The following is a 25287-nucleotide window of genomic DNA, read 5'->3' as shown; positions in this document are numbered from 1 at the left end:
TGGCGGCGGGGGGGGGGCGGCGTGCGCCGGGGCGCGGGCGCCCGGCGGCCGGCGGCGGCCGGCGGCCGGCGGCCGGCGGCCGGCGGCGGGCGGCGGGCGGCGGCCGGCGGGCGGCGGGCGGCGGGCGGTTGCCAGTAGCGGAGCCTTTGGAGCTGATGTCGCAGACGAATCAGTCCGCCAAGCGCCCGCCGCCCCCGACCCTTCCTGTTGATCAAGAGGTTTCCGTCAACAATCACGCGCAGAATGACGCAAACCTCTTGATCAACAGAATGATCGACTCGGGTTCCCGGAAACCGGGGTGTCCTGGTCGCTCGGACACCCCGGTTTCCATCAAGGCTAGTCGATCAAGGTTGGGTGCGGGCGAACGCGCCGTGGCCCCTGCCTTGCCGACGAGGCCCCGTAGACGCCGCGCCCCGCGCACCTCCCGCGATCTTGCACTTACTGTCGCGACCAAAAGGGCATCGCACGCATTCTGGCAACCGAAAGTGCAAGATCGGCGGGGGCGCGCGGGGCGGGGGCAGGGCGCGCGGGCGCGCGGGCGCGGGCGCGGGGCGCGCGGGCGCGGGGCGCGCGGGCGTGCTCGGTTCTCAGCCTGGTTCGACGACGATCAGTTCGCCGACCTGTTCGCCGATGGTGGTGCGGGCCTCGGCGGGCAGCCCGGCATCGGTGATCAGCACGTCGGCGGCCTCCAGCGGGGCGATGGTGGCGATGCCGATGGTCTCCCACTTGGTGTGGTCGGCGAGCACCACGAGCCGACGGGCGGCACCGATCAGGCAGCGGTTGACCCCGGCCTCCAGGAGGTTCGGGGTGGTGAAGCCGGTCCGGGGGCTGAGGCCGTGCACGCCGAGGAAGAGCAGGTCGACGTTGAGCGCGCTGATCGCCGCCTCGGCCACCGGCCCGGTCAGCGCGTCCGACGGGGTGCGGATGCCGCCGGTCAACACGACTGTCTGGTCGGCGCGCGGGTTCTGGTAGAGCGCGTCGGCGACCGGGATCGAGTTGGTCACCACGGTCAGCCCGCGTACGTCGGAGAGGAGCGTGGCAAGCGCGGCGGTGGTGGTGCCGGCGGAGAGCGCGATGGCCATCCCCGGCTCCACCATCGTCGCCGCCCGCTCGGCGATGGCCCGCTTCTCCGCCTGCTGGCGGATCGACTTCGCGGCGAAGCCGGGCTCTTCGGCCGATCCTGGCCCGGCCAGTGTCGCGCCGCCGTGCACCTTGTCGACCAGGCCGCGCTCGGCCAACACCTCCAGGTCACGCCGGATCGTCATGTCGGACACGCCGAACCGACTGACCAGGTGGCTCACCCGCACCCCGCCACGTTGGCGGATCAGGTCGAGGATGGCGGTCTGCCGCTGTTGGGCGAGCATGTGGGGAACTCCTTCGCGCGGTGGCGGTCAGGCCGGGTCGTGTGGCTGGTCCTCGCGGACGACTGCCACCTCGCCGGCCGGCAGCGTCAGCTCACCGGCACATCGCGATCCGGTCAACAGCTCGACGCCGCTCACCGGGAGCCGGACCCCGGTCGGGGTGTGGTTGATCGCGAACAGCCAGGTCCGGTCGCCGTCGCGGCGGCGGACCACCTCCACCCCGGACGGCGCCGGCACGGCCGGGCGGACGCCGGCCTCGTCGACGAGCCGGGCCACCAGCCGGTCGGTGGCCGGCTCGTCCAGCCGGGTGCCGACATACCAGGCGGCGCCGTCGCCCACCCGGTGCCGGGTCAGCGCCGGCACGCCCGGCAGGGGCCCATCGGTGTACGAGGCGAGCACCTCGGCGCCGTCGGGGTGCAGCCACTCGGTCCACACGTCGGCGGTGCTGCCGTCGTCGAGTCGGACCTGCTCGCCCTCGCGCAGCGGGAAGAACTCCTCGGTCCGGACGCCGAGCAACTCCCGGAACGCGCCCGGGTAGCCGCCCAGCCGGATGTGGTCGTTGGCGTCCACGATGCCGCTGAAGTAGGTGACCGCCGCGATCCCGCCGCCCTGAACGTAGCGGTGCAGCGCCTCGACGTCGGCGTCCCGAACCAGGTAGAGGGTCGGCACCAGGACCAGCCGGTAGCGGGCGAGGTCGGCCGACGGGTGGACGATGTCGGCGGTCACACCGGCCCGCCACAGCGAGCCGTACAGGGCGTTGAGCCGGTCGGCGTAGGTGACGTCGACGCTCGGGTGCGAATCCAACTCGACGCCCCACCACGCCTCCCAGTCGAAGAGGATGGCCACGTCGGCGTCGACCCGGGCGCCGCGTACCTCCGCGAGGGCCTTGAGGTCCGCGCCGAGCTGGCACACCTCGCGGAAGACCTTGGTGTCCGGCCCGGCGTGCGGCACCAGCGCGGAGTGGAACTTCTCCGCGCCCGCCCGGGAGGCGCGCCACTGGAAGAAGAGCACACCGTCCGCGCCGCGGGCGACGTGGGCCAGGCTGTTGCGGCGCAGTTGGCCGGGCAGCTTGGCGACGTTGCGGGGCTGCCAGTTGACCGCGCTGGTGGAGTGCTCCATCAGCAGCCACGGGTCGCCGCCGGCGACGCCCCGGGTGTGGTCGGCGGCGAGCGCCAGCCCGAGGTGCCCCTGCGGGTCGGCCGCGGTCAGGTAGTGGTCGTTGGACACGAGGTCGACGTCGGAGGCCCAGGAGTGGAAGTCCAGGTGCTTGACGTCCAGGCCGATCATGAAGTTCGTGGTGATCGGCTGCCGGACGAGGGTCTGCAACACCGCACGCTCGGCGCGCAGCTGGGCGCGCTGCTCGTCGGAGGAGAACCGCAGGAAGTCCAGTTGCTGGGTGGGGTTGGCGAAGGTCGGGGCGGTGCGTGGCGGGTTGATCTCGGCCCAGTCGCCGTAGCGCTGGCTCCAGAAGGCGGTGCCCCAGGCGTCGTTGAGCCGGTCCAGGTCGCCGTACCGCTCGCGCAGCCACCCTCGGAACGCCTCGGCGCTGACGTCGCAGTAGCAGTGCACGTTGTGGCAGCCCAACTCGTTGGAGATGTGCCACATGACCACGGCGGGGTGCTCGGCGTACCGGTTGGCGACGGCACGCACCAGCTCCAGCGACCGCTCCCGGAACACCGGGGAGCTGGGGCAGTACGCCTGTCGTCCGCCCGGCCAGAGGATCGCACCGTCGGCCCGGCGGGGCAGCGTCTCCGGGTGCGCGCGGGCCAGCCAGGGCGGTGGGCTCGCGGTGGCGGTGGCCAGGTCGACCTGGATGCCGCCGTCGTGCAGCAGGTCCAGCACCCGGTCCAACCAACCGAACTCGAACCGGCCCGGAGTGGGCTCCAGCAGGGCCCAGGAGAAGATGCCGACGGAGACCAGGTTGACCCCGGCCCGGCGCATCAGGGCCACGTCCTCCGCCCAGGTCTCCTCGGGCCACTGCTCCGGGTTGTAGTCGCCGCCGAAATAGATGCTGTCGCCCTGCCATCGCCGCATGACAGCTGAGGGTGCACCCGCCGGCCCGGCGAAGTCAACAGGTTCCAACATCGAACTTCTCTTCGACACGCATCAGATCACGGCCGTGTCACGACTGGATTATCAGAGGCGATCTGCCCTCTTGACAGCGCCCGACCGCAGGGTAGCTTGAGGCCCCAATGGCCGTTCGTGTTCGCCAATGTGGATTCTCGGTGGATCTCAATGTGTGATCACGACGCCGGACCTGCCTTCACCACCCCTGACGGCCCTTGGGCGTAGCTCCTTCTCATCCGCAGGAGGCACAGATGTCCCGTCCCCAATCTCAAGCCGAGTACCTGGCTCGGCTCGTACCGCCCTCAGTCGCCGGCATCAACCGACGATCGGTGCTGGCCGGCGCGGCCGGCACGGGTGCGCTGCTCGGCACCGGCCTGCTCGCCGGCTGCGGCGACGACTCCGGCTCCGGTGGGTCCAGCAAGGACGTGTCGCTCGGCTCGAACCAGTCCGACCCGAAGCCGAAGGACGTCCTGGTCAAGGTCACCGACGGGTTCAAGGGCTCGTCCGGGGTCCAGGTCGGAATCAACACCGTCGACCACAACACGTTCCAGGAGAACATCAACAACTACCTGCAGGGCAAGCCGGACGACGTGTTCACCTGGTTCGCCGGCTACCGGATGCGCTTCTTCGCGCAGAAGGGCCTGGCCAGCGACATCAGCGACGTGTGGAGCAAGCTCTCCGGCTACTCCGACGCCTTCAAGAAGGCATCCACCGGCGACGACGGCAAACAGTACTTCGTACCGGGGACGTACTACCCGTGGGCTGTCTTCTACCGCAAGTCGGTCTGGCAGCAACGCGGCTACCAGGTGCCCACCACCCTGGACCAGTTCACCGCCCTCGGCGCGCAGATGAAGAAGGACGGCCTGACCCCGATCGCCTTCGCCGACAAGGACGGCTGGCCGGCGATGGGCACCTTCGACATCCTCAACCTGCGCATCAACGGCTACCAGTTCCACGTCGACCTGATGGCCGGCAAGGAGGCCTGGACCTCCGACAAGGTCAAGAAGGTCTTCGACACCTGGGCCGGCCTACTCCCCCTGCACCAGCCCGACAGCCTCGGCCGCACCTGGCAGGAGGCCGCGCAGTCGTTGCAGCAGAAGAAGAGCGGCATGTACCTGCTCGGTCTCTTCGTCGGTCAGCAGTTCAGCAACGACGAGCAGGACGACCTGGACTTCTTCACCTTCCCCGAGATCGACCCGGCGATCGGCGCCAAGGCGCTGGACGCCCCGATCGACGGTTACATGATGGCCCGCAAGCCCAAGAACGAGGACAACGCGCGCAAGCTGCTGGAGTACCTCGGTGGCAAGGCGGCCGCGGACATCAACCTCAAGAACGACCCGGCCGTGCTCGTCGCCAACAGTGGCGCGGACGTCGGCGGCTACACCGCGCTGCAGAAGAAGGCCGCCGAACTGGTCGGGTCGGCCACCGAGATCGCCCAGTTCCTCGACCGGGACACCCGACCGGACTTCGCCTCCACGGTGATCATCCCGGCGATCCAGCAGTTCATCAAGAACCCCAAGGACATCGGCGGGCTCACCTCGTCCATCGAGAACCAGAAAAAGTCGATCTTCACTGACTGACGGCGGAAGGGGGAGGACATCGTGTCCGACCTGCCCCTGATCCAAGCGGATCGCGCCGTGCCACCGCCGGCCACGACCACCTCCACGGGTGGTCGTCGTCGGCGGCTACGGCTCCTGTCCCGCACCGACCGCGTGGTCATCACGCTGATGGTGCTCGTCCCGCTGCTGCTCGTCACCGGGTTCGTCTGGTTGCCGGCGGCTGCCACCGTGCTGCTCTCCGGCACCAACTGGGACGGCATCGGCCCCCTCAACGAGATCGAGTTCGTCGGCGCGCGCAACTACAGCGACGTGGTGAACATCTACCCGCCGTTCGTGCCGGCGATCCAGCACAACCTGCTCTGGCTCGCGGCGCTGTTCGTGGTCGCCACCCCGTTCGGCATGTTCCTGGCCGTGCTGTTGGACAAGGAGCTGCGCGGCAGCCGCTTCTACCAGACCGCGCTCTACCTGCCGGTGGTGCTCTCGCTGGCGCTCATCGGCTTCGTCTGGCAGCTGCTCTACTCCCGCGACCAGGGGCTGATCAACGCGGTCTTCGGTAGCAGCATCGACTGGTACGGCGACTCGAGCGTCAACATCTGGGCGGTGATGATCGCCTCCGGGTGGCGGCACGTCGGGTACATCATGCTGCTCTACCTGGCCGGCCTGAAGGGCGTCGATCCATCGTTACGCGAGGCCGCGGCTGTCGACGGCGCCTCGGAGAGCCGGACGTTCTTCCGGGTCGTGTTCCCGGTGCTGCGGCCGATCAACATCATCGTGCTGGTGGTGACCGTGATCGAGTCACTGCGCGCGTTCGACCTGGTCTGGGTGGTCAACAAGGGCCGCAACGGGCTGGAGCTGATCTCCGCGTTGGTCACCCAGAACGTGGTGGGTGAGGCGAGCCGGATCGGGTTCGGCTCGGCGCTGGCGACGATCATGCTGGTCGTCTCGCTTGTCTTCATCACCATCTACCTGGCGACAGTGATGAGGGAGAACCGGGAATGAGCGTCGACACTCCGGCCCGTCGCCGCCGGCTGACCCCGGCGCGGCTACTGCTGCACGGTTTCCTCATCGTCGTCTCGCTGGCCTGGCTCTTCCCGATCGCCTGGGCGGTGCTGACCTCGCTGCGCTCGTACGACTACACCGCCGCGAACGGCTACGTCTCCCTCGGCGGCTGGACCTTCGACAACTACCTCACCGCCTGGCGGACGGCGGAGTTCGGGCAGCACTTCCTCAACTCGGTGTACATCACCGTGCCGGCGGTGCTGCTCACCCTCTTCCTCGCCTCCTGCGTGGCGTTCGTCATCGCCCGGTTCAGTTGGAAGCTCAACCTCGTGCTGCTCGGGGTGTTCACCGCGGCCAACCTGCTGCCTCAACAGGCGCTGCTCATCCCGCTGTTCCGGCTGTTCACCGAGGTGCCACTGCCGGAGTTCATGAGCGACTCCGAGCTGCTCTACGACAGCTACTGGGGCCTGATCCTGATCAACGTGGCCTTCCAGTGTGGCTTCTGTGTCTTCGTGCTCAGCAACTACATGAAGGCGCTGCCCCGCGACCTGTACGAGGCGGCGATGGTGGACGGGGCGAGCATCTGGCGGCAGTACTGGCAGGTCACCATGCCGCTGTGCCGGCCGGCCCTGGCCGCGCTCGCGACGCTCGAGGTGACCTGGATCTACAACGAGTTCTTCTGGGCCACCGTCCTGATGCGCACCGGCGACAAGTTCCCGGTGACCAGCTCGCTGAACAACCTGCGCGGTGAGTTCTTCACCGACAACAACCTGGTCTCGGCGGGCAGCGTGCTCGTCGCGATCCCCACCCTGGTGATCTTCTTTATGCTCCAGCGGCACTTCGTTCGGGGCCTGACCTTGGGAGCCTCAAAGGGATGACGATCCTGCACCTGCGCCGCGCGCGGACCAGCCTGGTGCTCGACGCGCGCGGCCCGGGGCTGCCCCGGGTCGTGCACTGGGGCGGCGACGTCGGCGACCTCGACGACGACGGCCTGCGCCACCTCACCGACGCGACAGTACCGCCGGTGGTGCCGAGCAGCTTCGACGAACCGACGGTGCTGTCCCTGCTGCCCGAGGCGAGCGCCGGCTGGAGCGGCCGACCGGGGCTGGCCGGGCACCGCGACGGGCGGGACTGGTCCACCTCCTTCCGCCTCGACGGCGTGGACGTACACGACAGCGGGGCCGACGCCGCGCTGCTGACGGTGCGGGCGTCGGACCCGGCCGCCGGGTTGAGCCTGGCCACCGAGATCACCCTCGACCCGCACGGCCTGCTGACCGTTCGGCACCGGCTGCGCAACGACGGCGACAGCGCGTACGAGCTGCGGGAGCTGACACCGGTGCTGCCGGTGCCGGCGGTCGCCACCGAACTGCTCGACCTGACCGGCCGGTGGTGTCGGGAACGGTCCCCGCAGCGGCACCCGTGGCCGCACGGCGCCTGGGTCCGCGAGGGCCGGCGCGGGCGCACCGGGCACGACGCGACCCTGCTGCTGGTGGCCGGCACCGCCGGGTTCGGCTTCGGCCACGGCGAGGTCTGGGCGGTGCACACCGCGTGGAGCGGTGACCACGTGACGTTCGCCGAGCGGCGGCCCACCGGCGAGTCGACACTCGGCGGCGGCGAACTGCTGGCCCCCGGGGAGGTCCGGCTCGGCCCCGGCGACTCGTACCACACCCCCCTGCTCTACGCGGTCTGGTCCGACGCCGGCCTGGACGGACTCAGCCACGTGCTGCACCAGCACGTACGGGCCCGCCCCGGGCATCCGCGCTCCCCCCGCCCGGTGACCCTCAACGTCTGGGAGGCGGTGTACTTCGACCACGACCTGGACCGGTTGCGGGCGCTCGCCGACCGGGCCGCGCAGATCGGCGTGGAACGGTTCGTGCTCGACGACGGCTGGTTCCGCGGCCGCCGCGACGACACCGCCGGGCTCGGCGACTGGTACGTGGACGAGGGGGTCTGGCCGGACGGCCTGCAACCGCTTGTCGACCACGTCACCGGCCGGGGGCTCCAGTTCGGCCTCTGGGTCGAGCCGGAGATGGTCAACCCCGACTCGGACCTGTTCCGTGCGCACCCCGACTGGCTGCTCTCCGTGCCGGGGCGGCTGCCGCCGGCCTGGCGTCACCAGCAGGTGCTCGACCTGAGCCGCCCCGAGGCGTACGACCACGTCGTGGAACGCCTCGACACGCTGCTCACCGACCACCCCGGCATCAGGTATCTCAAGTGGGACCAGAACCGGGACCTCACCGAGGCCGGGCACCACGGCCGCCCCGGCGTGCACGGGCAGACCCTGGCCGTCTACCGACTCTTCGACGAGTTGCGTAGCCGGCACCCGGGTGTGGAGATCGAGAGCTGCTCGTCCGGCGGGGCCCGGGTGGACCTGGCCATCCTGGCGCGCACCGACCGGGTCTGGGCCAGCGACTGCAACGACGCGCTGGAGCGGCTCAGCATCCAACGCTGGACGGGGCTGCTGCTGCCACCGGAGCTGATCGGCACCCACGTCGGCCCGGAACGCTCACACACCACCCACCGCGTACACGACCTGGGTTTCCGGGCGGCGACGGCGCTCTTCGGCCACCACGGCATCGAGTGGGACATCGCCTCGATCAGCGCCGCCGAGCAGACCGAGCTGGCCGCCTGGGTGGCACTGCACAAGCGGCTGCGCCCGCTGTTGCACGCCGGTCGGGTGGTCCGGGTCGACCACCCGGACCCGGCCGTCTGGGCGCACGGCGTGGTCGACCATGACAACACCCGAGCGGTGTACGCGGTGGCACGACTGACCACGTCGGTGACGCAGGTGCCCGGCCCGGTGCGGCTGCCGGGCCTCGACCCCGACCGGCGGTACCGGGTGCGACAGGTGTCGGGCGTACCGGCCCCGGCGACGATCGACCTGGCGGCGCCCGCCTGGCTGGCCGGTGGGGCCACCCTCAGTGGAGCGGCGCTGGCCCGGGTGGGTGTGCAACTGCCCGCTCTGCACCCGGAGCAGAGCCTGGTGCTGGAGGTCGACGCGGTCGGCTAAGAATTCTTCGCTCGGGGTGTCGAGAACGGCGGCGCCTGCTTCTACCTCAGGGTGAGAGCACCGACCAGGGTGCGCGGGTGTGAGGAGCCAACCATGAAGTACATGCTGCTGATGCAGTTCAGCGCCGCCGGGACCGACTTCCCGGGCATCGACACCTGGACGCCTGAGGAGATCCGGGCGCACATCGCGTTCATGGGCGAGGTCAACGCCAAACTCACCGCCGCCGGGGAGTGGGTCGACGGGCAGGGCCTCGGTGGCCCACAGCAGGCCCGGATCGTCCGCGCCGGTGAGGGTGGAGTGCCGGTGGTCACCGAGGGGCCGTTCGCCGAGACCAAGGAGTTCCTGGCCGGGTTCTGGATCGTCGACTGCGAGAGCCCGCAGCGGGCGGTGGAGCTGGCCGCGCACATCTCCACCGCACCCGGCCCCGGCGGCCGACCGCTGAACATGCCGATCGAGGTGCACCCGGTGATGTCCGCCCCGCCGCAGGAGCTGTGAAGGGCTGAACACCGAACCCGACGTCGAGGACCTGCTGCGCGAGTTGGCGCCGCAGGTCCTCGGCGTGCTCAGCCGCCGCTTCGGTGACTTCGCCACCGCCGAGGACGCGGTGCAGGAGGCGCTGCTCGCCGCCGCCACCCAGTGGCCGACCGAGGGGCTGCCGGCGAACCCCCGGGGTTGGCTGATCCAGGTCGGTTACCGCCGGATGATCGAGCTGGTCCGCGGTGAGCAGGCCCGACGCCGCCGGGAGGACCTGGTCGCCCGCCAGGATCCGGAAGACCGCGGGTACGCACCGGCCGCAGACGAGGAGTTGACCGCCGAGCGGGACGACACACTGGTTCTGCTCTTCCTCTGCTGCCACCCGGCGCTCGCCCCGACGTCGGCGGTGGCGCTGACCCTGCGCGCGGTCGGCGGGTTGAGCACCGCCGAGATCGCCCGCGCGTTCCTGGTGCCCGAGGCGACGATGGCGCAGCGGATCAGCCGGGCCAAACACCGCATCCGTTCGTCCGGGCTGCCGTTCCGGATGCCCGAGCCGGCGGAGCGCGCGGCGCGGCTGATCGCCGTACGACAGGTGCTCTACCTGGTCTTCACCGAGGGGCACACCAGCACCGCCGGCACGGACCTGCGCCGGGTCGACCTCGTGGCGGAGGCGATCCGGTTGACCCGCGCGCTGCACACGCTGCTGCCCGACGACAGCGAATCGGCCGGGCTGCTGGCGTTGATGCTGCTCACCGAGGCACGCGGCCCGGCACGGACCGGACCCTCCGGCGAGCTGATCTCGCTCGCCGACCAGGACCGCAGCCGCTGGGACGCGACGGCGATCGCCGAGGGCATCGCACTTGTCACCCGGGCCCTGCCGCGCGGGCCGGTCGGCCCGTACCAGGTGCAGGCCGCCATCGCCGCCGTGCACGACGAGGCGCCGAGCACCGAACAGACCGACTGGCCGCAGATCCTGGCACTCTACGAGGTGTTGGAACGCCTCGCCGGCAGCCCGGTGGTGGCCCTCAACCGGGCCGTGGCCACCGCCATGGTGTACGGCCCGACCGCCGGCCTGGCCGCCCTCGACGCGCTCGCCGACGACCCACAGTTGACCGGACACCACCGGCTGGCCGCCGCGCGTGCCCACCTGCACGAGATGGCCGGCGACCGGGCCCAGGCGATCGCCGACTACCGAACCGCCGCCGCCCGTACGAACAGCCGCCCCGAACAGCTCTACCTGACCATGCGGGCAGCCCGGCTGGCCGCCGAGTCCGCGCTCAGCGGGTGGTGTTCCGCGCCGCCTTCGGAGCTAATGCCATAGACGAGTCATCGCATCGGAGGGGTCCCAGGTCACGATGCGGGTGCGGGCGCTTTGGAGCTGATGCTGTAGACGATTCATCCATCGGGACGGGCGGGCGGCGCCCTGCGCGGCCGATTCGTTTGTGACATCAGCTCCAAAGGGGTGCCGTGGCAGATGTTGGGGCCGCGCGGACGTCACGCTGACGGACGGCGGCTGGACGAAAGCGTCGTCCGCACTAGCCTGGGCGGCGACGGGTTGACCGACCACGGAGGACCGAGGGGACGCATGGCGTACGTGCTGCTGGGGATCGCCATCCTCGCCGAGGTGATGGCGACCAGCCTGATCAAGAGCACCGCCGGCTTCAGCCGCCTCTGGCCGACGGTGGCGTGCCTCGGCGGGTACGCGCTGGCCTTCCTCCTGCTGGCCCAGGCCGTCAAGGAGATCCCGGTGGGGGTGGCGTACGCGCTCTGGTCGGGTCTGGGCACCGCGGCGATCGTGGCGATCGGGGCGGTGTTCCTGGGTGAGTCGGTGGGGCTCGCCAAGCTCACCGGCATCGCGCTGATCATCGCCGGGGTGGTCATCGTGAACCTGGCCGGGGAGCACTGATCGGTACGGTTCCGGTGGTCGGGTCCAGCACCGGACCCGACCACCGCTCCGACGGTCAGCTCGCCGTGCAGCTCACCGCCGGCGGGCTGTTGCTGCCGGTCCAACTGCCGAGGAAACCGAAGCTGACGCTGGCCCCGGCGGCCAGCCGCCCGTTGTAGTCGGTGTTACGCGCGGTCACCGTGGTTCCGCTGCTGGTGAGGGCCACATTCCAGGACTGGGTGACACGTTGGCCGTTGGCGAAGGTCCACCCGGCGGTCCAGCCGGTGATCGCCCTCGCGCCGGCGGTCACCCGCACCTCACCCTGGAAGCCACCCTGCCACTGGTGGGTCACCGCGTACGTCGCCGTGCAACCACCGGCGGGCGGTGGCGTCGTCGGCGGTGGCGTCGTGGGTGGGGGTGTCGTCGGCGGGGGTGTCGTCGGCGGGGGTGTCGTCGGCGGCGGGGTGCCGCCGAAGACGCTTGCCTCGCGGGCGGTCTGCCGGATGCCGTTGGCGCCGTTGAAGAGACGCTGACCCCAGTCGGTCAGGCTGGCCGGGTTGAAGTTGGTGGCCAGGTCGAGATACTCGACGCCCCCACCGTTGCCGCTCCACGACCAGCCCAACCAACCGATGCCGTTGGCCTGGCTGTACGCGAGGATGGCGTCCTCGTCCGGGTTCCCGTCGGAGTGGTTGAAGCCGAACTCACCGACCACGATCGGCAGCCCCGCAGTGCGGAACCGACCCAGGTAGTCGCTGATCTCCGCGGCGGTGTCGAACACCCCGTACATGTGCACTGAGAAGACCGTGTTGCGCGCCGGGTCGGCAGCGAAGACCGACGCGGCGTTGTCGCGCATCAGGAACCCCCAGTCCTGCCCCCAGTTCGGCGCGTCCACCATGATCGTGTGGGTCAGGCCGCCGGCCCGCAGGCGCTTGATAGCACTGGCGTTGTCGGTGGCCCACGAGCCGTAGTTGTAGTTGCCGTACGGCTCGTTGCCGATGTTGACGATGACGTAACGCTCCTGGCCGGCGAGGACGTCGGCGAGGCTGAGCCAGTAGTCGACCGCGCGGGCGAGGGTGATCGCGCCGCTCTGCTCGCCGTACCCGGTGGTGTCGTGCACCTCCAGCACGCAGATCAGCCGGTTGGCCTTGCAGAGCGAGATGACGTTTGCGACGTCGGCGTTGGTGTTGCGGGTCCACCTGTCACCGCTGGAGAGCACCACCCGCACGGTGTTCGCGCCGAGCGCCTTGACGTCGGCGAACGAGCTGGTCTGCTGCGGGTACCAGGTGTGCGCGTGGTTGACGCCGCGCATGATGAATTCGGCGCCGTTGGCGTCGTACAGCTTGCCGCCGGAGACGGAGAAACCAGCCGCAGCGTGCGCCGGCTGGCCGAACGCCAGCACGGTGACGAGCAACGCGAGCAGTGTCGCGCCGGCGGCGGAGAGTCGAGTCTTCATGGCCTTCCTCAGGGAGGACCCCCGGTGCCCGACAGGGGTGGGGACGTGACAGGGAAGGCGGCTGCAGCCCGGCAGCCGCGCCCGGCTCCCGGCGCAGGCATCAGCGTAGGACGATGGACTGGCCCTCGCAACCGGTTCAGTTGGCAGGCCCGCAGCCCGGACAGCCGCAACGGCCCACGCAGGCGCAGGCCGTCACGGGGCGGTCATCCCCACCACAGGATGTGCGCCACACCCGGCTCTTAACCGGTTAAGAGCGACGGTAGGCAGGTGGCCGCGATCCGTCAAGCATCGCGGTGGCCGAACCGGACGCGAGGGTTGAGGGTCGTGCACCGGGGTATCCCGGGAACGATTCGTCAGCGAGAGGGGCAACCACATGGTCAGCGTCGGCTACACCCTGATGAGCGAGCAGGCCGGGCCCAAGCAGCTGGTGGACCATGCGGTACGGGCCGAGGCGGCTGGCTTCGACCAACTGGTGGTGTCCGACCACTACTACCCCTGGCTGGACTCCCAGGGGCACTCCCCGTACGCCTGGTCGGTGCTCGGCGCGGTCGCCCACGCCACCTCCCGCGCGGAGCTGATGTCCTTCGTGACCTGCCCGATCCGCCGCTACCACCCGGCCGTGGTCGCGCAGAAGGCAAGCACCATCGGTGCGCTCTCGGACGGCCGGTTCACCCTCGGCCTGGGCGCCGGGGAGAACCTCAACGAGCACGTGGTCGGCGGCTGGCCGCACGTCCAGCAGCGGCACGAGATGTTCGAGGAGGCGTTGCAGATCATCCGGCCGCTGCTCAACGGGGAGACACTCACGTTCTCCGGCAACCACTTCGACGTGCCCGACGCCTACGTGTGGGACCGCCCGGACCAGCCGGTGCCGATGGCCATCGCCGCGTCCGGTCGGCAGTCCGCGACGCTTGCCGCCGAGTACGGCAGCGGCCTGATCTCCACCGAACCCGACCGGCACATCATCGAGATGTACGACGACGCCGGGGGCGCCGGTCAGCCCCGCTACGGTCAGGTGGCGATCTGCTACGGCCCCGACGAGGCGGAGTGCCGCAAGATCGTGCACGACCAGTTCCGCTGGTTCGGGATGGGATGGAAGGTCAACGCCGACCTGCCCGGCCCGGACTCCTTCGCCGCCGCCACCCAGTTCGTCCGCGAGGAGGACGTCGCCGAGGGCATCTCCTGCGGTCCGGACGTGGACGCGCACGTCGAGGCGTTCCGCTCGTTCGTCGACGCCGGCTTCACCCACGTGGCGATCATCCAGGTCGGTGGGGAGACCCAGCCGATGTTCCTGGACTGGGCGCAGGACCACCTGCTGCCCCGGCTGCGCGAACTGTGAACCGCGGCAGCATCAGCCGGCGGACAGGTCCATCGTGGCGAGCAGCGGATAGTGGTCGGAGGCGGTGGCTGGCACGCCGCCACGGACCACCCGGCAGTCGCGTACCCGTTGCGCCACCGCGAGACTGCCGAACAGGTAGTCCAGCCGCATACCCGCGAACTCGGCCCCGCCGAGTTCGGTGGGCACGGTGAGGCCGGCGGCCTCCGGCGCGTCCGCGTTTGCCGACGGCCAGAGGTCGACGAGACCGGCGTCGAGCAGCCGGGCGACCGCGCGGGTGTCCACCGCGTCACCGGAGCGACGGAGGTGTCGCCGCCGGTAGAGGGTGGGCATGCCGGCCAGCCGCTCGGTGTGCTCGACGGTCGGGTCGAGCGAGTTGAGGTCACCTGTGACGATCGTCAGCGGCCCCTGGTTGCGGCGCATCGCGGCGACCAACCAGTCGACCTCCATCCGTCGCCGGCCCCCGGAGTACGGGTAGAGGTGGGTGCCGAGCACCGTCAACGGACCGGCGGACGTGGCCACCACGACCCGGGCGGCGGCGTGGTGGAACGGGCGGCGCACCGGCCCCGCGTCGACCACCCGGTACGGCGGCCGGACCAGCACCGCCACCGGCTGACCGAAGCAGGACCGGGCCAGGTGGGGGGTCATCCCCACCCGGCCCGCCACGGTGGCCATCAGCCCGTCCCGCTCGAAGCCGCGCAGCTCCTGCAGGGCCAGCACGTCCGGTGCCTGCTCGTCGACGACCTGGACCACCTGGTCCAGCCGGTCGCCGCCGCCGCGATCCCGGCCGCCGGTGCGGATGTTCCAGGTCATCACCCGCAGCACGACGGCCGCGCCTAGTCGGCTCGGCCGGCCCGCGCCAGCTCGTCGTCGAGGGTGTCCACGTCCTCCGACTCAATGGCCGGTTGGTTGCCGTCCTTCAGGTCCTCGTTGGGGCGGATCACCAGGTAGAGCAGGCCGATCCAGAGCGCGGAGAGCAGGATCGCGCCCATGAAGTCGGTCGGGTGGTGCATCCCCCGGTACATCCGGGAGGTGGCCACCCCGACCGGCATGAGCACGGCCAACCCCACGAAGATCCAACGCCACCACCGGTCGGTACGGGGGAACACGATGAGGGTGATCGCCAGCCAGACGCAGATCGTGGCCGCGATGTGCCCGGACGGGAACGACGACGTCGGCATCTGCCCGTCCAGGTTCTCCACCGGCGGACGCGGCCGGTCGACCGCGCGGGCCGACGCGAGGAAGAGGGTCAGCTCACCCACCATCGCCAGCGCCACGAAGAGCACCGGGCGCCAGCGCCGCCAGACCGCCAGCACCAGCGGGCAGAACACCAGCGAGATCAGCAGGATGGCGTGGGTGTCACCGAACTTGCTCCACCACCAGCTCACCTCGGTCAGCACCTCGGTGTGCCGCTCGGCGAACCACCGCGGCACCTCGGTGTCGAGGGTGTCGAAGAAGGTGCCCTTGGCGTGGTAGCTGACGTACGTGCCGAAGCCGTACAGCGCGCCGAACACGATCACCCAGCCGACCAGCAGCTCGGCCACCGCCGATCGGGGGTGGGCCAACACGTGTTCCTCGGCCGGGGCGGGCGCGATGTCGTGCCCCGCCTCCGGCTCCAGGCCCTCGGTCAGCGGCGGCACCGGCTTTCCCCGCTCCCGTCGCCACAGCCGGAAGGCGTACGCGGTGACGCCCAGCCAGGCGGCCCCGAGCAACCAGGCGGCCAACACGTCGGAGACGAAGTGCACGCCGAGCGCGATCCGGGTCAACCCGATGAGCGCCACCAGCACACCGACGCCGACGATGGCCGGCTTGCGCCAGCGCGGCGCCATCGCCGGCAGGAACACCAGCAGCAGCGCCCCGTACGCGACGAAGGAGCCGAGCGCGTGCCCGCTCGGGAAGCTGTTGCCGGGTGCGCTGGCGATCGGCACGTCCACCACCGGGCGAAGCCGGCCGACGAGCGTCTTCAGCGACGGGTCGAGGATCAGACCCCCGACCCCGGTGATGATCAGGTAGACGGCGAGTCGGGGTTGGCGCCGGATCAGCAGCCCGACCACGGCGATGGTGACCAGCCAGATGAGGATCGGCCGGCCGCCCAGGTCCGTCACCGCCTGGAGCACGGTGACCAGCGCGTGGTGGGGAGCGACAAGCCCGTTGAACCACTCGGCGAGCGCGTGGTCGGCATCCTGGAGCGGGCTCCACCGCACCCGGACGAGCAACAACAGCAGCCCGAAGGCCACCCCGGCACCGGTGACGGCCACCAGACCGGCAATGCTCCGTTCGGCGAAATGACCGATCGGACGGTGTGCCACCTCTTTGACCGCGGCCACCCCGCACCTCCCTTTCCTGTCTGGCGAGGCGCTTTACCCGATCCGCGTCAGTCGTACACGCGGGTGCCGGCTTCGGACCCGCGGGTGCCGTCAGAGCGCCGACATGTCCCCGGTGTCGTACAGCTCGGCGCGGTCCGGGTCGGGCTCCCACAGGTCCGGTTGGGCGGGCTCCTGCACGCCGATGCGCAGCGCCTCCAGTTGGGCGGCGAAGGCCAGCCCACCGAAGAGCGCCATCCCGGTCAGGTTGGCCCAGAGCAGCAGCGCCATCATGCCGGTCAGGGCGCCGTAGGTCTGCCCGAAAGCGTCACTGAACCGCACGTACGCGGCGAGCAGCAAACTGGCCAGCCACCACAGGGCCGTGGCGATGCCGGCGCCGAAGAACAGCCAGGACAGGCCGGGCTGGTTGCGACGCGGGGCGTGCCGGAACAGCACGGCCACGGCGACGACGGTCAGCCCGAGGCTGAGGGGAAAGCGGACCACGTCCCAGATGACGTTTGCGAGCGCGCCCCACTCGTAGTGTTCGCGGACCGAGTCGCCCATCGCGCCGCCGCCGACCAGGATCAGGAAGCCGGCAAGCGCGGGCAGGCCGGCGGTGACCGCCAGGACGGCGGCACGCAGGTACTTCCGCAGCGCCGGGCGGTCCCGTTCGACGCCGTAGATGCGGTTGGCGCCCCGCTCGATCTGCGCCATCGTGGTGGTGAGCGCGAACAGACCGGTGAGTAGACCGAGGGTCAGTGCCAGCTCCCCGGCGTCTTCGACGCGTTCGCCCTCGCCGAGCAGGTCACCGACGACCTGGTCGCTCTGACCGGGGGTGAGCGCCAGCACGGTGTCGGCGACGACCCGGCCGCCCTCCGCGACGCCCAACTCGCTGATCAGGCCGGTGAGGGCGATCAGGAACGGCACCACGGCGAGGCAGAGTTGCAGCGCGAAGGCTCGGGAGTGGCTGAAGCCGTCGCCGTAGCGGAACCGGATGAACGCGTCCCGCAGCAGGTGCCAGCCGCCCTGCCGGCGCAGTGTGTGCCAGGCGTCGTCGGCGGACAGCTCCTCGTCGGCCATCAGCCGGGTCTCCGGCACGATGCGGGTGCTACTCACGGCGCGCTTCCTCGATCAGCTGCTCGCCCCGCTCTCCGGCGCCCTGTGCGTCGACGGCGAGGTCGGGGTCGTCCTCGGGCTGCGGTACGCAGAGCCAGAGCGCCTGGGGCCGGACCTCCGCGTGCAACTGCCGGCCCGGGGAGATCAGGTCGCCGTCCAGCTCCCGGGGCTGCGCCCGGTTGCTGCTGACCACCACACGTCGACCCCGGAACACCTCAAGCTGGGGCACCTGGCCGCTGCGGCGGATCACCGCCCAGCCGAGCGCCAGCCAGTGCCGCAGGTTCTTGGGGGTGAGCACGGCGACGTCGAGCCAGCCGTCGTCGGGCTCGGCCTCGGTCAGCAGGGTCACCCCGCCCTGTAGCCGGCCGACGTTGGCGATCAGGACCGAACGGGCCCGGCGGCGCACCGGCGGTCGGTCGTCGATCCGGATCTGCACCCGCATCGGCCGGTCCCGTAGGTGGCGGACGGCGCCCATCACGTACGCCGGCCAGCCGATGCGGGCCTTTGTCGTCTCGTTGGTGGCGGCGAGCATCTGGGCGTCGAAGCCCATGCCGGCCATCACGGTGAAGTACTGGTCCTCGACAGCGCCGACGTCGAGCAGTCGCCGGCCGCGTTCGACGGCGACCTGGAGCCCGGCGGCCAGGTCGGTGGAGAGCCCCAGGTTGGCGGCGAGCAGGTTGCCGGTGCCCTGCGGCAGCACCGCGAGGGCCACGTCGGTGCCGACCAGCCCGCTGACGCAGGCCATCACGGTGCCGTCGCCGCCGCACGCGAACACCAGGTCGACGCCGGCCTTGACGGCCTGCTCGGTCTGGCCCCGGCCGGGGTCTTCGACTGTCGTCTCGTACCACTGCGGCTCGGGCCAGCCGGCCGCTTTGAGGGCGTCGTCGACGGTGCGGCGCAGCTCGTCGAGATCGTCGACCTTCGACGGGTTGACCACCACGGCGGAGCGCAACCCGCCATCGCCGCCTGCGGGCCGCCTGTCCTGTCCAGCATCCACGGCGACAGTGTGCAGCACCGGGACGGCTTCAGCGACCCGGCGACCGGCAGGCGTCGGAAGTGCCACAGACAGGTTTCAGAACGGCCCGACCCGTCAGGCCGCCGCCCGCAGCGCGAGCTCCACCCTCCGCCGTAGATCATCGAGGTCGACGCCGGACTCGGTGAGCACCAACGCCCCCAGCCCCTGCCCCTCCCGCAGCACCCCGAGCAGGATGTGCTCGGTGCCGATGTGCTTGTGCCGCAGACGCAGGGCCTCCCGCAGGGACAGCTCCAGCGCCTTCTTCGAGCGGGCCGAGAACGGGCCGCCGAGGTAGCGCTTGCGCCCCCATCGGCGGCGCGGCGCCGGCACCGCCTCCCGTAGTGCGTCCGGACCGAAGGACTGCTCGATGCGGGCCACGATCGCGGCCAGGTCGATGCCGATCTCCCGCAGCGCCGCCGCGTCCGCGTCGCCGAGGCCGGCACCGCCGCTGACGGTGTGCCGGCGGACGCGTTCGCGCAGGTCGTCGGCGCGTACCCCGGCGTCGGCGAGCACCCGGCTGGCCAGCCCGGCGTCGTCGGCGAGCAGAGCGAGCAACAGGTGCTCGGTGCCGACCGGCCGCTGGCCCTCGGCCCGCGCCTCCTCAAGCGCCCGTCGCACCACGTCGCGCGCCCGGTCGGTGAACCGTTCGAACATCACGCCTCCCAGGATGAGTTGACCGCCGGTCGCCCGGCGTGCTTCTTGTGCACCGCCTGTCGGCTGACCTCGAGCGCGTCGGCGATCTCCTGCCAGGACCAGCCCTGTCGTCGGGCGTTGTCGACCTGGACCACCTCAAGCCGCTCGAGCAGCCGGCGCAGCGCGCGGACGGCACGCAGCCCGACCCGGGGGTCGGTGCTGCCGGCGGCCGCCGCGAGTTCCGTCGCCTGACTCATGCCGTCAACATAGGTTGACAGCACGCCCCGTGTCAACCCTCGTTGACATCGCTCGTGCGCAACGACGGCAGCCGTCGCGCGCCCGAGCCCTCCCGACCGAGCACGTCGCGGGGATTGGTCAGGTGACAGACCCGCAGCGACAGGCACCCGCAGCCGATGCACTCGCTGAGGTCGTCCCGGAGGGCCTGCAACTGCGCGATGCGCGCGTCGAGTTCGGTACGCCAGGCCGCCGACAGCCGAGCCCAGTCGTCGGGGGTCGGGGTGCGCTCCCTGGGGAGCCGGTCCAGGGCGTCGCGGATCGTCGTCAGCGAGATGCCGACGTGCTGGGAGGCCCTGATGAACGCGACCCGCCGCAGGGTGTCGCGGCTGTACCGGCGCTGGTTGCTCGCCGTCCGGGTGCTGCTGATCAGGCCCTTGCGCTCGTAGAAGTGCAGCGCGGAGATGGCGACACCGCTGCGGTCGGCGACCTGCCCGACGGTGAGTTCGTGGAACGTGGTGCGGGGCCTCGGCATGGATCGACGGTACCGCTTGACCTCAACCGTGGTTGAGGCCAGAGGATCAGCGTCGTCCCCGAACCGCGACCGAGGAGTCTTCCCGTGACCACCGTTCTCGTCACCGGCGCCACCGGGCGCCAGGGCGGCGCCGTCGCCGACCTGCTGCTCCAGCACGGCCACGCCGTCCGCGCCTACGTGCGCTCACCCGAGTCGCCGCAGGCCCAGGCACTGGCGGTCGCCGGTGCCCGACTCGTCGTCGGTGACCTCGGCGACCTGGAGGCGCTCGCTGCCGCCACCCGGGGCGTCGAGGCGATCTTCGGACTGTCCGTACCGTTCGGCGCCGGCGGCAAGGACGAGGAGATCAGCCGGGGTCGCCTCCTTGTCGACGCGGCGGCACGGGCCGGAGCGCACCTCGTCTACTCGTCCGTACGCGGCGCCGATCGGCTGGTCGAGACCGACATCGACCACGCCGACAGCAAACAGCACATCGAGGCGTATCTGCGCGAACGGCAGACCCCCGCGACAGTCCTCGGCCCGGTGTACTTCATGGAGAACGTCCTCAACACCGGGTTCAGCCGGCTCACCGACGGCGTCCTGGCCAACCCGCTCTCCGCGGGCAAGCCGCTGGACCAGGTCACCGTGCGGGACATCGCCGGCCTGGCTGTGCACGCCATCGAGCACCCCGAACGGTTCGTCGGCGAGCGGGTCGACCTGGCCTCCGACCGGGTGACCGGCGAGGAGGCGGCCCGCATCCTCAGCGACGTGCTCGGCCGCGAGATTCCGTACCGGCAACTGCCGTTGGACCAGATCCGGCAGTGGGCCGGCGACGAGATCGCCGACATGTTCCAGCGCTTCGAGGAGAACACCGACTTCGTCGACGTCGACGCACTGCACGCCAGGTACCCCGACGTCCACTGGCACCGCTACGCCGACTGGGCCCGCACCGTCGACTGGGATCACGTCCTGAACGGCGGCACGAGGGTGCGATAACGCAACGACGCCGCGCCGCCGTGCTCATCCGACTACCCTCGGTCAGGGGACAGCTTGGTCGTGCCGGGCGCGACGCCCGGGAGGTGATATCGGATGGCCGCACCCGCCGACGCAGCGGTGCTCGTCGGCCTCGGGTCGGAGCTCGACCTCCCGGTCGTCGAACAGGCCGCGCAGGAGGCCGCCGGCCACGGCCGGCCACTGCACCTGCTGCACACCTTCGACTGGCGCGCTGCCTTCGCCGCGGAGACCGTGGCCGCACCCCGCGACCAGGCCGAGAAGCTGATCACCCGCGCCGCCCAGCTCGCCCACCAGACCGAGCCGGAGTTGACCGTACGCGGGGAGATCGTCGAGAGCGCCATGCTGCCCACCCTGATCCGCCGCTCGGAGGCCGCCTTCCTGCTGGCCGTCGGCGACAGCGGCATGGCCGGCAGCGGCCAGTGCGTGCCGGCCGAGACGACAGCCGTGCAGTTGGCCGCCCGGGCCGGCTGCCCCCTGCTGGTGGTCCGCCGTGAGCCACCGCCGCAGGGTCCGGTGCTTGTCGGCGTGGACGGCTCCCCCAGCTCACACCTCGCCCTGCAGTGGGCGGTGCGGTGCGCGGCCGGTCGGGGTGCCCGGCTGCTGGCGCTGCGGGTCGTGGAGTACGACGAGGACACCGACGCGGTCGCCGAGCAGCTCGGTGAGGCACTGGCCCAGCACACCGACCGCAACGGCGCGGTGCCGACCGAGTGTCGGGTGGTCCGCGGCGACCCCGCCGAGGTGCTGATCGACGCGTCCCGTACAGCGCAGGCGGCACTTGTCGCCGCGCGCGGCGACGAACCGGGCCGGGCCATGCTGGGCGCGGTCGCCCAGTCCCTGCTCTACCACTCCCCGGCCCCGGTGGTCGTCGTCCGCGGCCTGGCCCAGGCACCGCTGGCCGGGCCGGTGCGGGACCAACGACCCTGACCCCGGGCGTCCGCAGTGGCCAGGCCGGAGCCCGCACGTCCACTCCTACCCGCGAGAGGCAGCATGATGGAGACCGCTCTCGACGTGCACCGCGCCCTCACCGACGACGAGCTGCGTCGGCTGGACGCCTACTGGCGCGCGGCGAACTACCTCACCGTCGGGCAGATCTACCTGCTGGACAATCCGCTGCTACGCGAGCCGCTCACCCCGGACGACATCAAACCCCGGCTGCTCGGGCACTGGGGCACCAGCCCCGGCCTCAACCTGATCTACGCCCACCTCAACCGGGTGATCGTGGCGCGCGACCTCGACGCCATGCTCGTCACCGGCCCCGGCCACGGCGGCCCGGCCATCGTAGCCAACACCTGGCTGGAGGGCACCTGGTCGGAGCGCTACCACGACGTGGCGCGCGACGAGGTCGGGATGTCCCGGCTGTTCCGCCAGTTCTCCTTCCCGGGCGGCATCCCCAGCCACGTCGCCGCGGACGTGCCGGGTTCGATCCACGAGGGCGGCGAGCTGGGGTACGCGTTGAGCCACGCCTACGGCGCGGCGTTCGACCACCCGAACCTGCTGGTGGCCTGTGTGATCGGCGACGGGGAGGCGGAGACCGGGCCGCTCGCCGGCAGTTGGCTCTCCGACGTGTTCCTCAACCCGGCGCGCGACGGTGCGGTGCTGCCCATCCTGCACCTCAACGGTTACAAGATCGCCAACCCGACCGTGCTGTCCCGGATCCCCGAGACCGACCTGATCGACCTGCTCCGCGGGTCGGGCTACCAGCCGTTCGTGGTGGCCGGTGACGAGCCCGACCGGGTGCACCGGACCCTCGCCGCGACGCTGGACCGCGTGCTCAACGAGATCACCGAGATCCAGCGGCGGGCCCGCTCCGGAGGCGTCGTCGAACGCCCCCGTTGGCCGATGATCATTCTTCGGACGCCGAAGGGCTGGACCGGCCCACGGGAGGTGGACGGCGTCCGGGTGGAGGGCACCTACCACGCCCACCAGGTGCCGCTGTCGGGCGTACGTGACAACCCGGCGCACCGGGCCGAGCTGGAGCGCTGGCTGCGCAGCTACCGGCCGGAGGAGCTGTTCGACGCGACCGGCGCGCCGGTGGACGAGCTGCTCGCGCTGCCACCGCGCGGTGACCGGCGGATGAGCGCCAACCCGGTCACCAACGGGGGTCTGGTGCTGCGCGACCTGGCCCTTCCGGACTTCCGCGACTACGCCGTGGAGGTTCCCGAACCGGGTACGCCGATCGCCGGCGCGACCGGGGTGCTCGGCCCGTGGATCCGCGACGTGATCAGCGCCAACCCCGAGACGTTCCGGCTGTTCGGCCCGGACGAGGTGGCGTCCAACCGGCTGGGGGCCGCGTTCGAGGTGACCGACCGGGTCTGGGTGGCCGCCACCGTGCCCGGCGACGACCACCTCTCCCCCGACGGGCGGGTCATGGAGGTGCTCTCCGAGCACCTGTGTCAGGGCTGGTTGGAGGGCTACCTGCTGACCGGCCGGCACGGCGTGTTCACCAGCTACGAAGCGTTCATCCACATCGTCGACTCGATGCTCAACCAGCACGCCAAGTGGCTGAAGGTGACCCGGGCCATCCCCTGGCGGCAGCCGATCGCCTCACTGAACTACCTGCTGTCCAGCCACGTCTGGCGGCAGGACCACAACGGCTTCTCCCACCAGGACCCGGGCTTCATCGACCACGTCGTCAACAAGAAGGCGGAGGTGGTGCGGGTGTACCTGCCGCCGGACGCGAACACGCTGCTCGCCACCATGGACCACTGCCTGCGCAGCCGGCACTACATCAACGTGGTGGTGGCCGGTAAGCAGGCCGCGCCGAACTGGCTGACGATGACCGAGGCGATCCAGCACACCCGTCGTGGTCTGGGGATCTGGGAGTGGGCCAGCAACGACGGCGACACCCAGCCGGACGTGGTGCTCGCCTGCTGCGGAGACGTGCCCACCCTGGAGACCCTGGCCGCAACCGAGTTGCTGCGCCAGAACCTCCCCGAGCTGAAGGTGCGCCTGGTCAACGTGGTCGACCTGATGCGACTCCAACCGGACACCGAGCATCCACACGGCCTGACCGACAACGAGTTCGACACCATCTTCACCGAGGACCGGCCGGTCATCTTCGCGTACCACGGTTACCCGTGGCTGATCCACCGCCTCACCTACCGCCGCAGCAACCACGACAACCTGCACGTACGCGGCTACAAGGAGGAGGGCACCACCACCACTCCGTTCGACATGGTGATGCTCAACGACCTGGACCGCTTCCACCTGGTCATCGACGTCATCGACCGGGTGCCCGGGCTGGGTGCCCGGGCCGCGCACCTGCGCCAACGAATGGTCGACGCCCGACAGGCGGCCCGCGACTACACCCGCCAGTACGGCGAGGACGACCCCCAGGTCGCCGAGTGGCGCTGGATCCGCGAGACCGACCCCACCACCCCCTGAAGGAGGACGACGTGCGCGATGCGGAGATCCTGGTCGGCTACGACGGCTCCACCGACGCCTCGGTCGCCCTGAACTGGGCGGTGGAGGAGGCTCGGCACAGCGGCCAGCCGGTGCGGCTGGCGTACGTCTTCGAGTGGCTGACCGTGGCCAGTTGGGTCGGCCCGGGTGTGGCGCCCGGCGTGTGGCCCGACGACACGGCCCGCCGGCAGGTCGACGACCTGGTCCGTACGGCCGCGGCGGACGCCGCCACCGCGAACCCCGGCCTGACGGTCACCGGCGAGGTGTACGACGGGCCGCCGGCGCTGGTGTTGCAGGAACGCTCGGCCGAGGCCGGGTTGCTGGTGCTCGGCAGCCGGGGGCACGGTGGCTTCAGCGGTCTGCTGGCCGGGTCGACGGCGGTGTCGGTCGCCGCGCACGCGCACTGCCCGGTCGTGGTGGTCCGGGACGGGACGGCCGGCGGGCGGGTCGGCCCGGTGGCGGCCGGCGTGGACGGCTCGGACGCGTCGCGGGTGGCGCTCGGTTTCGCGGCCGAACGGGCCGCGCAACGGCGGGTGCCCCTGCGAGTGCTGCACGCCTGGACACCCGGGCCCGGCGGAGCCGCCGGGGTCCCCGACGAGCGGGCGTCCGTCGAGGCGGCGCTGGAACCGTGGCGGCGGACGTTCCCCGAACTGGACATCACCGTCGACCTCGTCGGGGGCAGCCCGGCGTCGATGCTGATCGAGGCGAGCGGCGACGCGCAACTGGTGGTGGTCGGCAGTCGGGGCCGGGGCGGGTTGGCCGGAATGTTGCTCGGCTCGGTGAGCCAGCAACTGATCCAGCACTCCCACTGCCCGGTCGCGGTGGTCCGGGAACGCTGACCGTTGACCTCGGCGCGGACCACGGTCAGGAGGCGAGCACCGTGGCCTCAAGCATCGGGTCCAGTCCGACCGAGCTGCG

Annotated in this window: 22 protein-coding genes; 12 read left to right on the top strand and 10 right to left on the bottom strand. The window is 71.1% G+C overall.

The window, feature by feature from the left end:
- Positions 1–587: 587 nt before the first annotated feature.
- Together AB0C15_RS09230 and AB0C15_RS09225 are read right to left on the bottom strand one after the other, a co-directional pair.
- Entirely contained in the window at positions 588–1364 is a 777-nt protein-coding gene (locus AB0C15_RS09230) for a DeoR/GlpR family DNA-binding transcription regulator (protein ID WP_357350332.1), read from the bottom strand.
- A gap of 27 nt (positions 1365–1391) precedes the next feature.
- On the bottom strand, positions 1392–3395 hold the full coding sequence (locus AB0C15_RS09225) for a beta-galactosidase (RefSeq protein WP_357350330.1): 2004 nt from the start codon (positions 3393–3395) through the stop codon (positions 1392–1394).
- Between the two features lie 284 nt (positions 3396–3679).
- Here AB0C15_RS09225 and AB0C15_RS09220 point away from each other — a divergent pair, with 284 nt between their 5' ends.
- From AB0C15_RS09220 to AB0C15_RS09190, 7 genes are all read left to right on the top strand, one after another.
- Positions 3680–5008 carry an ABC transporter substrate-binding protein gene (locus tag AB0C15_RS09220; protein WP_357350328.1) on the top strand — a complete coding sequence of 443 codons (1329 nt, stop codon included), beginning with the start codon at positions 3680–3682 and terminating at the stop codon, positions 5006–5008.
- A gap of 21 nt (positions 5009–5029) precedes the next feature.
- The gene (locus AB0C15_RS09215) at positions 5030–5986 is read left to right on the top strand and encodes a sugar ABC transporter permease (RefSeq protein WP_357350326.1); all 957 of its coding nucleotides are present in this window, start codon (positions 5030–5032) and stop codon (positions 5984–5986) included.
- Complete coding sequence (locus AB0C15_RS09210) at positions 5983–6864, top strand: carbohydrate ABC transporter permease (protein ID WP_357350324.1); 882 nt, start codon at positions 5983–5985, stop codon at positions 6862–6864. Before AB0C15_RS09215 ends, AB0C15_RS09210 begins: the two co-directional genes overlap by 4 nt.
- Positions 6861–8996 (top strand): alpha-galactosidase, encoded by a 2136-nt coding sequence (locus tag AB0C15_RS09205; RefSeq protein ID WP_357350322.1) that lies wholly within the window; start codon positions 6861–6863, stop codon positions 8994–8996. Before AB0C15_RS09210 ends, AB0C15_RS09205 begins: the two co-directional genes overlap by 4 nt.
- A 93-nt stretch (positions 8997–9089) precedes the next feature.
- Positions 9090–9491: a YciI family protein gene (locus AB0C15_RS09200; RefSeq protein WP_357350320.1), complete on the top strand. Its 402-nt coding sequence runs from the start codon at positions 9090–9092 to the stop codon at positions 9489–9491.
- A 4-nt stretch (positions 9492–9495) separates the two neighbouring features.
- Positions 9496–10791 (top strand): sigma-70 family RNA polymerase sigma factor, encoded by a 1296-nt coding sequence (locus tag AB0C15_RS09195; protein ID WP_357350358.1) that lies wholly within the window; start codon positions 9496–9498, stop codon positions 10789–10791.
- A 264-nt stretch (positions 10792–11055) separates the two neighbouring features.
- Positions 11056–11376 (top strand): multidrug efflux SMR transporter, encoded by a 321-nt coding sequence (locus AB0C15_RS09190; RefSeq protein ID WP_357350318.1) that lies wholly within the window; start codon positions 11056–11058, stop codon positions 11374–11376.
- 55 nt (positions 11377–11431) lie between these two features.
- Here AB0C15_RS09190 and AB0C15_RS09185 read toward each other — a convergent pair whose 3' ends face one another.
- The gene (locus AB0C15_RS09185) at positions 11432–12808 is read right to left on the bottom strand and encodes a cellulase family glycosylhydrolase (RefSeq protein WP_357350316.1); all 1377 of its coding nucleotides are present in this window, start codon (positions 12806–12808) and stop codon (positions 11432–11434) included.
- Between the two features lie 373 nt (positions 12809–13181).
- Between AB0C15_RS09185 and AB0C15_RS09180 the strand changes: the two genes are divergently transcribed.
- The gene (locus AB0C15_RS09180; protein ID WP_357350314.1) at positions 13182–14144 is read left to right on the top strand and encodes a TIGR03557 family F420-dependent LLM class oxidoreductase; all 963 of its coding nucleotides are present in this window, start codon (positions 13182–13184) and stop codon (positions 14142–14144) included.
- 12 nt (positions 14145–14156) lie between these two features.
- On the opposite strand, the gene AB0C15_RS09175 is transcribed toward AB0C15_RS09180, so the two are convergent.
- From AB0C15_RS09175 to soxR, 7 genes are all read right to left on the bottom strand, one after another.
- Positions 14157–14966 (bottom strand): endonuclease/exonuclease/phosphatase family protein, encoded by an 810-nt coding sequence (locus AB0C15_RS09175; RefSeq protein ID WP_357350312.1) that lies wholly within the window; start codon positions 14964–14966, stop codon positions 14157–14159.
- Positions 14967–14977: 11 nt separating this feature from the next.
- Positions 14978–16468, bottom strand: coding sequence for a phosphatase PAP2 family protein (locus tag AB0C15_RS09170; protein ID WP_357350310.1), 1491 nt, complete (start codon positions 16466–16468; stop codon positions 14978–14980).
- A gap of 90 nt (positions 16469–16558) precedes the next feature.
- A complete protein-coding gene (locus AB0C15_RS09165; RefSeq protein ID WP_357350308.1) occupies positions 16559–17560 on the bottom strand; it encodes a YihY/virulence factor BrkB family protein in 1002 nt (333 codons plus the stop codon).
- A complete protein-coding gene (locus AB0C15_RS09160; protein ID WP_357350306.1) occupies positions 17553–18557 on the bottom strand; it encodes a diacylglycerol kinase family protein in 1005 nt (334 codons plus the stop codon). The genes AB0C15_RS09165 and AB0C15_RS09160 overlap by 8 nt, the downstream gene beginning before the upstream one ends.
- Before the next feature lie 93 nt (positions 18558–18650).
- A complete protein-coding gene (locus AB0C15_RS09155) occupies positions 18651–19229 on the bottom strand; it encodes a Clp protease N-terminal domain-containing protein (protein WP_357350357.1) in 579 nt (192 codons plus the stop codon).
- Positions 19229–19465: an HTH domain-containing protein gene (locus AB0C15_RS09150; protein WP_007457155.1), complete on the bottom strand. Its 237-nt coding sequence runs from the start codon at positions 19463–19465 to the stop codon at positions 19229–19231. The genes AB0C15_RS09155 and AB0C15_RS09150 overlap by 1 nt, the downstream gene beginning before the upstream one ends.
- Positions 19466–19497: 32 nt before the next feature.
- Positions 19498–19977, bottom strand: a complete 480-nt coding sequence (gene soxR / locus AB0C15_RS09145) for a redox-sensitive transcriptional activator SoxR (protein ID WP_357350304.1) — start codon at positions 19975–19977, stop codon at positions 19498–19500.
- 84 nt (positions 19978–20061) lie between these two features.
- On the opposite strand from soxR, the gene AB0C15_RS09140 reads away from it, so the two are divergent.
- From AB0C15_RS09140 to AB0C15_RS09125, 4 genes are all read left to right on the top strand, one after another.
- On the top strand, positions 20062–20949 hold the full coding sequence (locus AB0C15_RS09140) for an NmrA/HSCARG family protein (RefSeq protein WP_357350302.1): 888 nt from the start codon (positions 20062–20064) through the stop codon (positions 20947–20949).
- A gap of 93 nt (positions 20950–21042) precedes the next feature.
- Positions 21043–21891 (top strand): universal stress protein, encoded by an 849-nt coding sequence (locus tag AB0C15_RS09135; protein WP_357350300.1) that lies wholly within the window; start codon positions 21043–21045, stop codon positions 21889–21891.
- 66 nt (positions 21892–21957) lie between these two features.
- Positions 21958–24351, top strand: a complete 2394-nt coding sequence (locus AB0C15_RS09130) for a phosphoketolase family protein (protein WP_357350298.1) — start codon at positions 21958–21960, stop codon at positions 24349–24351.
- Positions 24352–24362: 11 nt separating this feature from the next.
- A complete protein-coding gene (locus AB0C15_RS09125; protein ID WP_357350296.1) occupies positions 24363–25208 on the top strand; it encodes a universal stress protein in 846 nt (281 codons plus the stop codon).
- Positions 25209–25287 lie beyond the last annotated feature (79 nt).

The sequence above is a fragment of the Micromonospora sp. NPDC048835 genome (assembly GCF_040649995.1).
Classification (GTDB): Bacteria; Actinomycetota; Actinomycetes; order Mycobacteriales; family Micromonosporaceae; genus Micromonospora.
Note: the sequence above shows the minus strand (reverse complement) of the source record. Positions and strands in the feature narration are given on the sequence as shown.